Source organism: Halorubrum sp. 48-1-W (assembly GCF_003287355.1).
Lineage (GTDB): Archaea > Halobacteriota > Halobacteria > Halobacteriales > Haloferacaceae > Halorubrum.
The window spans coordinates 35,364-48,060 of the sequence record NZ_QMIM01000001.1 but is presented as its reverse complement, the minus strand read 5'-3'; the positions used below and the strand labels follow the sequence as shown (position 1 = coordinate 48,060).

The window sequence follows — 12,697 nt, the reverse complement described above, 5'->3', positions numbered from 1 at the left end:
GGGCACGACGGGGGCCGGGGGTGAAAAGGTACGGTCCGCCAAGCGCAACGCCTGTAAGCCCTCGGGGTGAGTGGGGGACATGACCGTCTGTGAAGCGCCGGGGAAGGTGTACCTCTTCGGCGAACACGCCGTCGTCTACGGCGAGCCCGCGGTGCCGGCGGCGATAGAGCGCCGGGCGCGAGTGACCGCCGAACCACGCGAGGACGACCACGTCCGCGTCACCGCCGAGGACCTCTCTCTCGACGGGTTCACCGTCGAGTACACCGGCAGTACGGGGGAGCGTCCCGACCTCGACGCGCCCGCGCCGCTCGTCGAGGCCGCGATGGGGTACGTCGACGCCGCGGTTCGGCAGGCCCGCTCGGCGGCCGACGCACCCGGCGCCGGCTTCGACATCACGGTCGAAAGCGAGATCCCGCTGGGTGCGGGCCTCGGCTCGTCCGCCGCCGTCGTCGTCGCGGGGATCGACGCGGCGACCCGCGCGCTCGGCGAGCCGCTCGACCGGCGGGAGCTGGCCGACCGCGCCTACCGCGCCGAGTTCGAGGTCCAGGAGGGGCAGGCCTCGCGGGCGGACACGTTCTGCTCGACGATGGGCGGAGCCGTCCGCGTCGAGGGCGACGACTGCGAGCCGATCGACGCGCCGAACCTCCCGTTCGTGATCGGCTTCGACGGCGGCGCGGGCGACACCGGCCAGCTCGTCGCCGGGGTCCGCGAGCTCCGCGAGGAGTACCGGTTCGCGGCCGACACCGTCCGGGCGATCGGCGACATCGTCCGCGACGGCGAGGAGCTGTTGGCCGACGCCGTTCCCGAGGCGGACCCCTCCCGCGAGCTACTCGAGGAACTGGGCGATCTGATGGACTTCAACCACGGCCTTCTGTCCGCGCTCGGGGTCTCGGCGCGCTCGCTCGACGCGATGGTCTGGGCGGCCCGGGACGCGGGGGCACACGGCGCGAAGCTCACCGGGGCCGGCGGCGGCGGCTGTATCGTCGCGCTCGATCCGACCGAGGAGACGCCGACCGCACTCTCGTTCACGCAGGGCTGTGAGGAGGCGTTCCGCGCCGAGTTGGCGACCGAGGGCGTCCGGGTGGCGGAACGGTGACCGCCGACGATCCGCCCCTCGTGCTCAAGCTCGGCGGGAGCGTGATCACGGAGAAGGACCGCCCCGAGACGGTGGACGAGCCGGCGCTCGCGGCCGCCGCCGACGCGATCGCCGACGCGCTCGATAGCGGCGCGGTCGGCCGGCTCGTCGTGGTCCACGGCGGCGGGAGCTTCGGCCACCACCACGCCAGCGAACACGGGGTCTCGACGACGACGGGAACCCGCGATCCCGGCGCGGTGTCGGACGTTCACGGCGCGATGGCGACGCTCAACCGGGCCGTCCTCGCTGCGCTTCACGACCGCGACGTGCCCGCCGTCCCCGTCCACCCGCTCTCGCTCGCGGCGCGACCCGGGGGGACCGACGGCGACCTCGACCTCCCGCTCTCCTCGACGGCGACGTTGCTCGGGGAGGGGTTCGTTCCCGTCCTCCACGGCGACGGGGTCGCGACCGCCGGCGAGGGGGTGACGGTCGTCTCCGGCGACGAACTCGTCGTCGAACTCGCCGTGGGGCTCGGAGCCGACCGTGTGGGCGTCTGTTCGACGGTTCCCGGCGTCCTCGACGACGACGGGTCGGTGATCCCGACGATCGACGACTTCGAGTCGGTGGCCGACGCGCTCGGCGCGAGCGACACGACGGACGTCTCCGGCGGTATGACAGCGAAGGTCCGGGCACTGCTCGCGCTCGACGCGCCGGCGTCCGTCTTCGGCCCGGACGGGCTCGAGGCGTTCCTTCGCGGGGGGACGCCGGGGACGCGGATCGATTGACTCGTCGTCCGATCCGGTTCGATCGGCGTACCGAACCCTTATTCGAGTCACCGCCCTCCTCTCGGGCATGAACGAAGCGGACGTCAGAGAGCGGTTGCGGGCGGTGGCCGATCCCGACCTCGGGGACGACGTGGTCTCGTTGGGGCTGGTGAACGGGATCGATCTCGACGGGGGGACGGTCCACGTCTCGCTGGCGCTCGGCGCGCCGTTCTCGCCGCACGAGTCGACGATCGCCGACGACGTACGGGCGGCGCTCGCGGACACCGACCTCGACGTGGAGCTGTCGGCGTCGGTCCCGAACGATCTCTCGGCGGGCGAGCAGGTCCTTCCGGGGGTCGAGAACGTGATCGCGGTCGCCTCCGGGAAGGGCGGCGTGGGGAAGTCGACGGTGGCGGTGAACCTCGCGGCCGGGCTGTCCGAGCTCGGCGCGCGGGTCGGGCTCTTCGACGCCGACGTGTACGGCCCGAACGTCCCGCGGATGGTCGCCGCCGAGGAGCGCCCGCAGACCGACGGTGAGACGATCGTCCCGCCAGAGCGGTACGGAGTGAAACTCATGAGCATGGACTTCCTCACCGGCGAGGACGACCCCGTCATCTGGCGCGGCCCGATGGTCCACAAGATCATCACCCAGCTCGTCGAGGACGTCGAGTGGGGCGAGTTGGACTACCTCGTGATGGACCTGCCGCCGGGGACGGGCGACACCCAGCTCACGATCCTCCAGACGCTACCGCTGACGGGCGCGGTGATCGTCACCACGCCACAGGACGTGGCGCTCGACGACGCCGTGAAGGGCCTCCGGATGTTCGGCAAACACGACACGAACGTGCTCGGGATCGCCGAGAACATGGCCGGGTTCCGGTGTCCGGACTGCGGCGGCTTCCACGAGATATTCGGCTCCGGTGGCGGGAAGGCGCTCGCGGCCGACCACGACCTGCCGTTCCTCGGCGGGATCCCGCTCGACCCGGCCGTCCGGACCGGCGGTGACGACGGCGCGCCGGTCGTGTTAGGGGAGGGCGACACCGCCGACGCGTTCCGGGTGCTCGTCGAGAACGTCGCGAACAACGCCGGCGTCGTGCGCCGCCGCGAGGTGACCGAGGGTCGATGACCGGGGACGAGGAGGCGGGCAGGGAGGCGCGACCGGATCCCGACGCCGCGCCCGCTGACTCGTCGGATCCCGCGGACCCGCTCGAGGCCGCCGGCGTTGACCCCGTGGTCCCAGAGTCGGCGTCGGAGGCGGCTGTCGCGGAGTTCCCCGCGGACGCAGCGGTCCGCGAGTTCCTCCGGGAGGTCGCAGCCGACGTGCGCGGCGACAGCTCGGAGAGCAAACAGCTCTCGGCGGTGCTGTATCGCGTGTCGGACCTGTACGACCCCGCGGAGTCGACCTCGCCGGAGGAGATCTACCTCAACGTCCGCCACATCATGCGGATCAAAGAACAGGGCGGGATCGAGCGGTAGTCGAGGTCGTGGACGGCGCGGAAGCCAGGGCAGGGATTCGAACCCCGGAAGTCTCGATTACAAGTCGAGTGCATGAACCACCCATGCTCCCCTGGCACAGGCGGGCGTTCTCGGCGCTCGTATGAGTGCGTGTCGCTTTCGGCGAACCTCCCGGGGCGGTCCGGCTCACTCCCCGTCGGCGATCTCCTTTCGGAGTTCGACCCGGTGGAGGTCGTAGCCGCGGTCCGCGTAAAACGATCGCGCCCGCTCGTTGTCCGCGAGCGCCTCCAACGCGACCGCGTCCGCGCCCGCCTCGACGAGTTCACGCTCGGCCGCCGCGAGCAGCGCCGACCCGATCTCCTCACTGCGGCGCGACGGCGACACGAAGAGGTTGCTCACGACGCCGCGCGTGCGGTCGCGCTCGTACCCCTCGCGCTCGATCGAGAACGCAACGAACCCGACGATCGGTCCCGAGTCGACCGCCTCGTCGCCCTCTTCGTCGTCCTTCCCGCCGTCCCCTTCGTCGCCCGTTCCGTCAGTCTCCTCGTCGCCCGTTCCGTCAGTCTCCTCGTCGCCCCCTTCACCGTCCCCCTCCCCGCCCCGCGCCACGAGCAGTTCGCCGGTGACGACGCTCCGGGCGACCCACTCCCTGACCGCGGACCGGTTCTCCGACGCGAGCAACGTCGACCCGTGCCGACGCTGGTCGCGGGCGAGTTCGACCCACCGGTCAGTGATCGTCTCGACGTCGTCGATCGTCGGGGCGACGATCCGCGGTCCCTCTGGGTTCGACACGGTCCGTGATAGCGCCGCGTGACGTTTTTACCTGCCGCTCGTTCGGTTCGGGTCCGGGAGGAGTTGCGAGTTCTCGGACGGGCTGGCGGGGCGTCGCTTCGGCGGGTCGGCCGTCCCCGGGGACGTCACACCTCCCGACAGTTCGGGCAGATAGCCTGTCCGTTCGCGTCCGCGAGCTCCGGCGCGAGCGTGCCACACACCTCACAGACCCCCTGCGTGGGGGACCCGGCGGCGTCCGTCGAGGACGCGGTCCGTGCCCGGTCGGACCCCGGTGCCGCGTCCGCGGTCCCCGCCCGGGTCGTTTCGAGACGCGCGCCGTTCCGCGCGTCGGCGTCGACCGCCGGCTCCTCGGCGGGGTCATCCTCCCGCACAGCGCCCACAGCGAGCGAGTCGCGCGCGGTGACGACCCCGACCGCCTCGCCGTCGACCACGACGACGACGCGGTCGACCCCCTCGGCGACCAGCCGTTCCTCGACGGCCCGAACCCCGTCGTCGGGCGCGACGGTGGGGAGCGGCGGCCGCATCACCGATCCCACGGTCGCGTCGTCGACGTCGTCCTCGAGGACGGCCGCGAGCGCGTCGCGGGCAGCGAGCCGACCGACGGCCTCCCCGCCGCGGAGGACGACCAGGCAGTCGGTTCCCTCCTCGACCAGTAACGCGGCCGCGTCCGCGAGCGGATCCGACTCGCTGACCCCGAGGAACTCCCGATGCATCACGTCACGAACCGTGGTATCTATGCGCATACTCGCGGATCGGCGGCGAACGGCTAAAAACTGCCCCCGGTACCGTTATCACGCCCCCGGTCGTACGATGTGGTTCGGCAAAAGGGCGGGACGCGGGGCGAAAGGGAGCCTTGAAACGCCCCGGCGTCGGAACGTGGACATGGCCATACCCTCGTTCGTGATCGGCATCGCGGGGGGGACCGGCGCGGGCAAGACGACGGTCTCCCGGCTCGTCACGCAGAACCTCGGCGACGCCGTCACGCGGATCCCCCTCGACAACTACTACGAGGACCGTTCGGAGCTCTCCGTCGAGGAACGCAGGGCGGTCAACTACGACCATCCCTCCGCCTTCGAGTGGGAGCTCCTCCGCGAGCACCTCGAGACGCTGTTGGAGGGCCGGCCCGTCGAGATGCCGCAGTACGACTTCGAGGTACACAACCGGAAGGAGGAACGCGTGACCGTCGAGCCGACCGACGTCATCGTGCTCGAGGGGATCCTCGCGCTCCACGACGAGGAGATAAACCGGATGATGGACCTCCGGCTGTACGTCGAGACGGACGCGGACGTGCGGATCCTCCGGCGGATCCGCCGCGACGTGCTCGAGCGCGGCCGCGACCTGGAGGGGGTGATAGACCAGTACCTCTCGACGGTGAAACCGATGCACGAGCGGTTCATCGAGCCGACGAAAGGCCACGCGGACCTGATCATCCCGGAGGGGGCGAACAGCGTGGCGGTCAACCTCATCGAGGAGAAACTCCACGCCGAGATCGAGGGGAACGCCGTGCGAAACTGGGAACGCGGGAGTCTGGAGCGCGAACTCGCGGAGAAGCGCTCGCCCGATCTCGACGCCGAGAAGTGAGCCGTGGCCGTCCGAACCGCTCCGTCACGATCACCCCGACCGCTCCGTCACGATCACCCGAGCCGCTCGTCCAGGATCAGTCGGGTCTTCGTGGATTTGACGTCGTCCAACTCGCGCGCCTGCGTGATGAGCTCGTTGACGGCGCGGGTGTCGACCGCGTCGACGACGAGGACGATGTCGTCCTCGCCGGAGACCTGCCAGACGAAGTCGACCTCCTCCCACTCCACCATGCGCTCGCCGACCGCCGCGGTGTCGACGTTCATCTCGACTGAGATCTCGATCATCGCCTTCACGTTGCCGGTCCGGGTGGTCACCGTGAAGCGCTCGATGACCCCCTCCTCGGTCATTCGGTCGACGCGGTTGCGTACCGTCCCCTCGGAGGTGCCGACGCGGTCCGCGATCTCGGTGTAGGGGGTTCGCGCGTCCCGTCGCAGGATCGAGAGGATCCGGCGGTCGAGGTCGTCCATACGGCGCGAAGGGACGGCGACGACTTACGGCTTACGAACATCGTAACAGCCCTTCGAACTCCACAGACAAACGTCGATACGAGTGCGATGTTCGTAGCCAGTTTCGGCGCGACCGCCCCGACGTGAACGGACGGGCCGTCGGGAGTTCCGTGGGCAACGAAGGACTCGCCCGAGCGGCCGCCGCCCTGACTACGAAAGCGTTACGAATTTCGTAACTCGCCTTCGAACGACGCATTTAATACGGCTCCTCCGTACGTATCTCGTAATGTCGGACGCCTACATCGCGCTGGCCGACGGACGCGTGCTCGAAGCGCGCACCCGTGCGCCGGGGCGGACACGTGGTGAACTCGTGTTCACGACCGCGTACACCGGCTACGAGGAATCGCTGACCGACCCCTCCTACGCCGAGCAAGTGTTGACCTTCTCGTACCCCCTGATCGGGAACTACGGCGTCCGAGCGGAACGGTTCGAGTCCGACTCCGTCCAACCCCGCGCGGCTATCGCCCGCGAGATGACCGACGACGTCGCCGAGTGGCTCAAAAACGAGGGCGTCCCGGCGATAGACCACCTCGACACCCGCGAGATCGTCACCACCGTCCGCGAGGAGGGCGCTATGGCCTGCGGCATCGCCGCCGGCGAGGACGCGACTCCCGAGGACGCGATCGAAGAGATGGAGGCCTGCGAGCCGATGAGCGCACACGTCGACATCGGCGCGGGCGTCTCGGTTTCGGAACCGACCGTCCACGAGGGTGACGGCGAGGCGACCGTCGCACTGCTCGACTGCGGCGCGAAGGGATCGATCATCTCCTCGCTCACCGAGCGCGGCGCGGACGTCCACGTCCTCCCGTACGACGCGACCCCCGAGGACGTGACGGCGGTCGAACCCGACGTGCTGTTCGTCTCGAACGGCCCGGGGGACCCGGAGAACTTCGTCGCTGCCCACGACGTCGTCGACGCCTTCGCCGGCGACCTGCCGATGGCCGGGATCTGTCTCGGGCAGCAGGTGATCACCAGCGCGCTCGGCGGCTCGACCGCGAAGATGTCGTTCGGCCACCGCGGCGTCAACCAGCCGGTCAAGGACCTCCGGACCGATCGGGTGGTGATGACCACACAGAACCACGGCTACACCGTCGACGACACCGGCCCGCTCGAGGTGACGCAGGTGAACGTCAACGACGACACCGTCGAGGGGCTCGACAGCGCGGAACTCGACGTCATCACCCGCCAGTACCACCCCGAGGCGAACCCCGGCCCACACGACTCGCTCGGCTTCTTCGACGAGGTCCTCGAGTTGGCGGAGTCGCGTCAGCCGGTCGCGGCCGACTGAGGACGCGCCGGCGTCGCCTCCGACGCCGACCCCGTTCCGACCCCGTTTTCCACACCCGGATCGCCCACCGACCGTTCCTGCTCCCGACTGACCGTTCCCGCTCCCGACTGACCGTTCCCGCTCCCGACTGACCGTCCGGAGTACCGATCCTCCACCGACACTCCACTACCGTAGGGTCCCGTCCCGTTCCTCGCCGGCCGCTTCCGGCGACGTTTTGGTCCGTGCGTTCCGAGGGTTCCCCATGACACGGGAGGTCCTCCTCACCAACGACGACGGGATCGACGCGGCCGGGCTCCGAGCGCTCTCGGGGGCGCTCTCCGCCGAGTACGACGTGACCGTCGTCGCGCCGGCGACGGACCAGTCGGGCGTGGGCGGCAACCGGTCGTGGTGGGAGACCACCGTCGAGTACACCGAGCGCGACCTCGGCTACGCGGTCGAGGGGACCCCCGCGGACTGCGTCGCCGTCGCGACGGTCGCGCTCGGGTTGGACCCCGACGTCGTCGTCTCCGGCTGTAACCACGGGCCGAACATCGGCGCGCACGTCCTCGGCCAGTCGGGGACCGTCGGCGCGGCGATGGAAGCGGCGTTCCTCGGCACGCCCGCGATCGCGGTGTCGCTGTACGACCGCGGGAACCTCCCGCTCCCGCCGACGGTGAGTCACGACGACTTCGCGCTCGCGGGGCGAGTGGCGGCCGACCTCGTCGATCGCGTCGACGCGGAGGGGCGACTCCCCTTCGGCGCGGACGTGCTCAACGTCAACGTCCCCGCAACCGACGACGAGGCCGCTGTCGACCCGACGTACCGGGTGACGGAACCCGCCCGCGGCTTCGACGTGATCGAGTTCCACCCCGGGACCGACACAGCAGGCGAGGACGGCGACGACGCCTCGGGGCTCGGAGCGCGTCGCGGCGAGATGGGGATGGAGCTCCGCGACCGCTTCTGGCGGGAGTTCCTCCGGGGTGACGTCGCCGACGACCCGGGATCGGACCGACGCGCGACGGTCGAGGGCGAGGTGAGCGTCTCGCCGTTGTCCTCGTCGCGGTCGGTCGCCGGCGACCGGCTCGGCGAGACGTTCGACGTCGCCGGCAGGACGTTGGACCTCTCCAGCGAGACGTTCGACCCCGTCGGCGAGTAGTCCTCCGAGTCCCGTCTACCGGAGCCGACGGGAGCCGGCAGTGAACTCCGAGGCGAGCCTGCCCAGGTACCAGACGAGGAGCAGTCCGAGGAAGAACCCGCCGGCGGTCGCGATGGCCAACTGGACGGGCGTCGGGTCGCCGAGGAGGGTGATGAGTGGCGGGGAGACGGTGACGAGAAGCACGAACCCGATTTTCACCTTCCGGTTGCCTGCGTCGCGCTCCTCTCGCGTCATCGGCTCTACCATCCCGCACCTCCGGGTCGCGGGGACCCCGATCCGGACGGTCGCGTCTCCATGTCCGGTCCACGGCCCGGGCGGCTATCAACCCAATGGACCGAGTCCCGCCGATCGGCTCGTGTCGAGCGCGGCCTCATCCACGCCGTAGGACGCCGTCCCGGTATAAACCTCGCGACCGTTCACGCGGTATGCCGTCGTTACCGGCGTGAACGGTCTCGACGGTTTATGGCCGCGTGTCCCCGATGGTCGGGTGCCCCTACCCGCGACCCCGACGGCGGGACGGGAGCGGAGGGTTGCCGACGGGGCTCGACGTCGCGTCGACGCCCCATCACCGCGACCCGTGTCTCCCGCCGTGACGCCGCGGTTCCGCGGTGTTTTTGAATCGACCCCGACAACCCGGCGGTATGGACGACGAACTCCGCGAGCGGGTCGAGGCGGCCGGCGAGACGGCCGCGCTCTTCAACGCGCTCAAACACGACAGCGACCCCGATGTGGGCGCTATCATGGGTCCGCTGATGGGCGAGAACCCCGATTTCCGTCCGCACGGCGACGAGATCCCCGGCGTGCTCGCCCCGATCGTGGCCGAGGTCGGCCGGATGGACGAGACCGAGCGACGCGACCGTCTCGAGGAGCTCGCGCCGGAACGGCTCGCGGAGCTGGACGCGGACGACGAGGGGGACGAGCACGTCCTCCCGGACCTCCCGAACGCGGAGACGGGCGCGGTCGTGATGCGCGCCGCGCCGAACCCCAACGGCCCCTGGCACATCGGCCACGCTCGCATGCCCGCGGTGATCGGGACGTACAAGGAGCGCTACGACGGCGAGTTCATCTGCCGGTTCGACGACACCGACCCCGAGACGAAACGCCCCGACCTCGAGGCGTACGATGCCATCCTCTCCGACATCGAGTACCTCGGTTTCGAGGCCGACCGCGTCCTGCGGGCCTCGGACCGGCTCGAGACCTACTACGAGCACGCCCGCGAGCTGATCGGTCGCGGCGGCGCGTACACCTGCTCGTGTTCGGGTGAGGCGTTCTCGGAGCTGAAGAACGACGGCGAGCCGTGTCCGCACCGCGAGAAGGACGAGGAAACCGTCCGCGAGGAGTTCGAGGCGATGGTCGACGGCGAGTACGACGCCGGCGAGATGGTCCTCCGGGTGCGGACCGACATCGGCCACAAGAACCCGGCGCTGCGCGACTGGGTCGCCTTCCGCCTGATCGACACGCCGCACCCCCGCGAGACGGCCGCCGACTACCGCTGTTGGCCCATGCTCGACTTCCAGTCGGGCGTCGACGACCACCTCACGGGGGTCACCCACATCATCCGCGGCATCGACCTCCAGGACTCCGCGAAGCGCCAGCGGTTCGTCTACGACTACTTCGGCTGGGAGTACCCCGAGGTGCTCCACTGGGGCCACGTCCAGGTCGACGAGTACGACGTGAGCCTCTCGACGTCGACGATCAAGGAGCTGATCGAGACGGGCGAGCTGACGGGGTGGGACGACCCGCGCGCGCCGACGATCCGGTCGGTCCGCAGACGCGGCATCCGGGGCGAAGCGCTCGTCGAGTCGATGACCGACCTCGGGATGTCGACCTCCGACGTGGACCTCGCGATGTCGTCGGTGTACGCGAACAACCGCGACCTCGTCGACGACGGGGCCGACCGGTTCTTCCTCGTGCGCGACCGCGAGGACGACCCCGCGGTCGAACTCCCGGTCGTCGACGGCGACGCGCCCGCCCCGGCAGTCGGTCGCCCCGCACGACACCCCGACCACCCCGACCGCGGCGACCGGACGATCCCCGCTGGACGGGTCCGCCTCGAGTCGTCGGACCTCCCGCCCGCCGGGGAGCGCGTCTGGCTGAAGGGGTACGGGTGCGTGCGCCACGCGGACGACGCGCTCGTCTACGTCGACGCCGACATCGAGGTGGTCCGGGACGGCGACGTCGACGTGGTCCACTGGGTCCCCGCGGTCGAGTCGCTCGAGACGCTCTTACGAACGGTCGAGGGAGACGTGCGCGGGTACGCCGAACCGTCGATCGCCGACGCCGGGACCGACACGGTCGTCCAGTTCGAGCGGGTCGGCTTCGCTCGGCTGGACGCCTTCGACCCAGAGGGAACCGACGACCCCGACGGGCCGACCGGCGAGGAGGACCTGGTCGCGTACTACGCGCACCCCTGAACGGCCGGCGACTCGTCGCCCGGACGTCGTCGCGGAGTTTAACTACCGACGGGCGAAAGTTCCTACGAGATGGGCATCGACCCGAACTTCGAACGGAACCTGGAGCGGACCGGCGAGGAGCACGACGTGGACGTGTGGGGGCCGGTCGAACAGCCCGAGAAGCTCGGGATCCGCGGCACCCACGTCGCCGTCGACTTCGACATCTGTCTGGCCGACGGGGCGTGTCTGGAGGACTGCCCCGTCGACGTCTTCGACTGGGTCGACACCCCCGGCCACCCGGAATCCGACCGGAAGGCGAACCCGACCGACGAGGACCAGTGTATCGACTGTATGCTGTGTGTCGACGTCTGTCCGGTCGACGCTATCGACGTGGATCCCGGCCGCGAGAACCGGATCTGACGCCGGCGTTTCGGACACGTCCCTTCGACCGACCCCACGGTGCGTTTCGCGGGACCGGGCGACGGCGCAATACCTTTCCCGGAGTCGGGCGACGTAGGACACATGCAGACCGTCGTACTCGCGGCCGGCGAGGGAACGCGGATGCGCCCGCTGACGGCGAACACCCCGAAACCGATGCTACCGGTCGCGGGGAAGCCGCTCGTCGTCCGGTGTCTCGAGGACGCGATCGCCGCGGGCGCGAGCCGCGTCGTCGTCGTCGTGGGCTACGAGGCGGACGTGGTCCGGACTGCCCTCGACGAGCACGACTGGCCGGTACCCGTCGAAACCGTCGAACAGGTCGAGCAGCGTGGGACCGCGGACGCCGTCCGGGCCGCCCGAAGCGAACTCGACGAGGGGCCGTTCGTCGTGTTGAACGGGGACGCGCTCTACGACCGTGGGTCGCTGACGACGCTGTACGACGCGGACGCCGCCGTCGGCTCCTACAGGGTGGAGAATCCCTCGTCGTACGGCGTGTTGCGCGTCGCGGACGGGCGGGTCGCGGGCGTGGTCGAGAAGCCCGCGGACCCTCCCTCGAACCTGGTGAACACGGGCGCGTACGTCTTCCCGGCCGAGGCGCTCGCGTGGCTCGACGTCGACGAGAGCGAGCGCGGCGAGCTGGAGCTCACCGACGTGCTCCAGCGGGCCTGTGAGACGGCCGACGTGCGATCGATTTCCTTCGACCGGTGGCTCGACGTCGGCCGGCCGTGGGAACTCCTCGCGGCGAACGAGTGGAAGCTCGCCGAGCTCGATCGCGAGCTCGTGGGCGACGTCAGCGACGACGCGGAACTCCGGGGTGCGGTCGTCGTCGAGGAGGGCGCGACCGTCGAGCCCGGCGTCGTGATCGAGGGCCCGGCGTACGTCTCCGCGGACTCCCACGTCGGTCCGAACGCGTACGTCCGCGGCGCGACGTATCTGGGTCCGGAAGTGCGGGTCGGCCACGGCGTCGAGGTAAAAAACAGCGTCGTGATGGCCGACTCGGCGGTGCCGCACCTCACGTACCTCGGCGACAGCGTGCTCGGCGAGGACGTCAACCTCGGCGCGGGCACGACCGTCGCCAACCTCAGACACGACGGGGAGCCGGTCGACCTCACGGTGAAGGGCGACCGCGTGAGCACGGGTCGTCGGAAGTTCGGGATCGTCTGTGGCGACGGCGTCCGCACCGGAATCAACTGTACGATCAACGTCGGGATCGTCCTCTCTTCGGGCGCGACGGTCGCGCCGGGCGAGACGGTCCTGCGGGACCGGTGAA

The 12,697-nt window shown here is 70.3% G+C and carries 14 protein-coding genes and 1 tRNA gene; 10 read left to right on the top strand and 5 right to left on the bottom strand.

Going from position 1 to position 12,697, the window contains the following annotated elements; all coding sequences use genetic code 11:
• The first annotated feature begins 79 nt into the window (after window positions 1-79).
• From mvk to DQW50_RS00260, 4 genes are all read left to right on the top strand, one after another.
• On the top strand, window positions 80-1,096 hold the full coding sequence (mvk, locus tag DQW50_RS00275; RefSeq protein ID WP_112077340.1) for a mevalonate kinase: 1,017 nt from the start codon (window positions 80-82) through the stop codon (window positions 1,094-1,096).
• Window positions 1,093-1,860, top strand: coding sequence for an isopentenyl phosphate kinase (locus DQW50_RS00270; protein ID WP_112077339.1), 768 nt, complete (start codon window positions 1,093-1,095; stop codon window positions 1,858-1,860). Before mvk ends, DQW50_RS00270 begins: the two co-directional genes overlap by 4 nt.
• 67 nt (window positions 1,861-1,927) lie before the next feature.
• Window positions 1,928-2,965 (top strand): Mrp/NBP35 family ATP-binding protein, encoded by a 1,038-nt coding sequence (locus DQW50_RS00265; RefSeq protein ID WP_112077338.1) that lies wholly within the window; start codon window positions 1,928-1,930, stop codon window positions 2,963-2,965.
• Window positions 2,962-3,315, top strand: a complete 354-nt coding sequence (locus tag DQW50_RS00260; protein WP_112077337.1) for a hypothetical protein — start codon at window positions 2,962-2,964, stop codon at window positions 3,313-3,315. The genes DQW50_RS00265 and DQW50_RS00260 overlap by 4 nt, the downstream gene beginning before the upstream one ends.
• A 22-nt stretch (window positions 3,316-3,337) precedes the next feature.
• Here DQW50_RS00260 and DQW50_RS00255 read toward each other — a convergent pair.
• From DQW50_RS00255 to DQW50_RS00245, 3 genes are all read right to left on the bottom strand, one after another.
• Window positions 3,338-3,411: transfer RNA gene (locus DQW50_RS00255), tRNA-Thr, on the bottom strand.
• 69 nt (window positions 3,412-3,480) lie between these two features.
• A complete protein-coding gene (locus tag DQW50_RS00250) occupies window positions 3,481-4,086 on the bottom strand; it encodes an N-acetyltransferase (protein WP_112077336.1) in 606 nt (201 codons plus the stop codon).
• 125 nt (window positions 4,087-4,211) lie between these two features.
• On the bottom strand, window positions 4,212-4,829 hold the full coding sequence (locus DQW50_RS00245) for a CBS domain-containing protein (protein ID WP_112077335.1): 618 nt from the start codon (window positions 4,827-4,829) through the stop codon (window positions 4,212-4,214).
• A 139-nt stretch (window positions 4,830-4,968) separates the two neighbouring features.
• Between DQW50_RS00245 and udk the strand changes: the two genes are divergently transcribed.
• Window positions 4,969-5,667 (top strand): uridine kinase, encoded by a 699-nt coding sequence (gene udk / locus DQW50_RS00240; RefSeq protein ID WP_112077334.1) that lies wholly within the window; start codon window positions 4,969-4,971, stop codon window positions 5,665-5,667.
• Between the two features lie 53 nt (window positions 5,668-5,720).
• Here the strand turns inward: udk and DQW50_RS00235 are convergent, their stop codons facing one another.
• Window positions 5,721-6,134 (bottom strand): Lrp/AsnC family transcriptional regulator, encoded by a 414-nt coding sequence (locus tag DQW50_RS00235; RefSeq protein WP_112077333.1) that lies wholly within the window; start codon window positions 6,132-6,134, stop codon window positions 5,721-5,723.
• A 265-nt stretch (window positions 6,135-6,399) separates the two neighbouring features.
• On the opposite strand from DQW50_RS00235, the gene carA reads away from it, so the two are divergent.
• Complete coding sequence (gene carA, locus DQW50_RS00230; protein WP_112077332.1) at window positions 6,400-7,461, top strand: glutamine-hydrolyzing carbamoyl-phosphate synthase small subunit; 1,062 nt, start codon at window positions 6,400-6,402, stop codon at window positions 7,459-7,461.
• Window positions 7,462-7,702: 241 nt separating this feature from the next.
• The gene (gene surE, locus DQW50_RS00225) at window positions 7,703-8,596 is read left to right on the top strand and encodes a 5'/3'-nucleotidase SurE (RefSeq protein WP_112077331.1); all 894 of its coding nucleotides are present in this window, start codon (window positions 7,703-7,705) and stop codon (window positions 8,594-8,596) included.
• 15 nt (window positions 8,597-8,611) lie between these two features.
• Here the strand turns inward: surE and DQW50_RS00220 are convergent, their stop codons facing one another.
• The gene (locus tag DQW50_RS00220; RefSeq protein WP_198664557.1) at window positions 8,612-8,842 is read right to left on the bottom strand and encodes a hypothetical protein; all 231 of its coding nucleotides are present in this window, start codon (window positions 8,840-8,842) and stop codon (window positions 8,612-8,614) included.
• Window positions 8,843-9,237: 395 nt separating this feature from the next.
• On the opposite strand from DQW50_RS00220, the gene DQW50_RS00215 reads away from it, so the two are divergent.
• The 3 genes from DQW50_RS00215 to glmU all read left to right on the top strand — a co-directional run bounded on the left by DQW50_RS00215 (window position 9,238) and on the right by glmU (window position 12,696).
• Window positions 9,238-11,010: a glutamate--tRNA ligase gene (locus tag DQW50_RS00215; RefSeq protein WP_112077329.1), complete on the top strand. Its 1,773-nt coding sequence runs from the start codon at window positions 9,238-9,240 to the stop codon at window positions 11,008-11,010.
• Between the two features lie 69 nt (window positions 11,011-11,079).
• Window positions 11,080-11,409 carry a ferredoxin family protein gene (locus DQW50_RS00210; RefSeq protein ID WP_112077328.1) on the top strand — a complete coding sequence of 110 codons (330 nt, stop codon included), beginning with the start codon at window positions 11,080-11,082 and terminating at the stop codon, window positions 11,407-11,409.
• Window positions 11,410-11,511: 102 nt separating this feature from the next.
• The gene (gene glmU, locus DQW50_RS00205) at window positions 11,512-12,696 is read left to right on the top strand and encodes a bifunctional sugar-1-phosphate nucleotidylyltransferase/acetyltransferase (protein WP_112077327.1); all 1,185 of its coding nucleotides are present in this window, start codon (window positions 11,512-11,514) and stop codon (window positions 12,694-12,696) included.
• Window position 12,697 lies beyond the last annotated feature (1 nt).

Coding starts and splice junctions, on each gene's coding strand:
- DQW50_RS00260 (WP_112077337.1), top strand. CDS start 2,962: ATGACCGGGGACGAGGAGGCGGGCAGGGAGGCGCGACCGGATCCCGAC.
- carA (WP_112077332.1), top strand. CDS start 6,400: ATGTCGGACGCCTACATCGCGCTGGCCGACGGACGCGTGCTCGAAGCG.
- mvk (WP_112077340.1), top strand. CDS start 80: ATGACCGTCTGTGAAGCGCCGGGGAAGGTGTACCTCTTCGGCGAACAC.
- DQW50_RS00235 (WP_112077333.1), bottom strand. CDS start 6,134: ATGGACGACCTCGACCGCCGGATCCTCTCGATCCTGCGACGGGACGCG.
- glmU (WP_112077327.1), top strand. CDS start 11,512: ATGCAGACCGTCGTACTCGCGGCCGGCGAGGGAACGCGGATGCGCCCG.
- udk (WP_112077334.1), top strand. CDS start 4,969: ATGGCCATACCCTCGTTCGTGATCGGCATCGCGGGGGGGACCGGCGCG.
- DQW50_RS00215 (WP_112077329.1), top strand. CDS start 9,238: ATGGACGACGAACTCCGCGAGCGGGTCGAGGCGGCCGGCGAGACGGCC.
- DQW50_RS00245 (WP_112077335.1), bottom strand. CDS start 4,829: ATGCGCATAGATACCACGGTTCGTGACGTGATGCATCGGGAGTTCCTC.
- DQW50_RS00220 (WP_198664557.1), bottom strand. CDS start 8,842: ATGGTAGAGCCGATGACGCGAGAGGAGCGCGACGCAGGCAACCGGAAG.
- DQW50_RS00265 (WP_112077338.1), top strand. CDS start 1,928: ATGAACGAAGCGGACGTCAGAGAGCGGTTGCGGGCGGTGGCCGATCCC.
- surE (WP_112077331.1), top strand. CDS start 7,703: ATGACACGGGAGGTCCTCCTCACCAACGACGACGGGATCGACGCGGCC.
- DQW50_RS00210 (WP_112077328.1), top strand. CDS start 11,080: ATGGGCATCGACCCGAACTTCGAACGGAACCTGGAGCGGACCGGCGAG.